A 966-nucleotide genomic window follows, 5' to 3' on the forward strand; every position below is an offset into this window, starting at 1 on the left:
CGCGAGCGGATGACCACGCAGGACGTCGAGGCGATCACGCCGCAGACCCTGATCAACATCCGCCCGGTGGTCGCCTCCATCAAGGAGTTCTTCGGCACCTCGCAGCTGTCGCAGTTCATGGACCAGATCAACCCGCTGGCCGGGCTGACGCACAAGCGGCGCCTGAACGCGCTGGGCCCCGGTGGTCTGTCGCGTGAGCGGGCCGGCTTCGAGGTCCGTGACGTGCACCCGTCCCACTACGGCCGGATGTGCCCGATCGAGACCCCGGAGGGGCCGAACATCGGCCTGATCGGGTCGCTGGCCTCCTACGCCCGGCTGAACGCCTTCGGCTTCGTCGAGACCCCTTACCGCAAGGTGGTCGACGGCAAGGTCACCGACCAGATCGACTACCTCACCGCCGACGAGGAAGACCGTTTCGTCAAGGCGCAGGCCAACACGGTGCTCAACCCCGACGGGTCATTCGCCGAGGCTCGCGTCCTCGTGCGCACCAAGGGCGGCGAGACCGAGCTCGCCCGTGCCGGGGAGGTCGACTACATCGACGTGTCGCCGCGCCAGATGGTGTCGGTGGCCACGGCGATGATCCCCTTCCTCGAGCACGACGACGCCAACCGGGCGTTGATGGGCGCCAACATGATGCGCCAGTCGGTGCCGCTGCTCAAGAGCGAGGCGCCGCTGGTCGGCACCGGCATGGAATACCGCGCCGCCACCGACACGGGCGACATGGTCAGCGCCGAGAAGGCGGGCGTGGTCGAGGAGGTCTCGGCCGACTACGTCACGGTGCTCAACGACGACGGCACGCAGACGACGTACCGCGTGGCGAAGTTCAGGCGCTCCAACATGGGCACCTCGTTCAACCAGAAGCCCATCGTCGCCGAGGGCGACCGGGTCGAGGTCAACCAGGTGATCGCCGACGGGCCGTGCACCGACCAGGGTGAGATGGCGCTCGGCAAGAACCTCCTGGTGGCG

At 68.1% G+C, this 966-nt stretch carries 1 pseudogene; it reads left to right on the forward strand.

Annotated features, from left to right (window positions below):
• Positions 1–966: pseudogene (locus ACTWPV_RS49715) on the forward strand (DNA-directed RNA polymerase subunit beta); the annotation flags it as partial.

Origin of the sequence: Nonomuraea sp. KM88, assembly GCF_052245635.1 — a bacterium.
Classification (GTDB): domain Bacteria; phylum Actinomycetota; class Actinomycetes; order Streptosporangiales; family Streptosporangiaceae; genus Nonomuraea.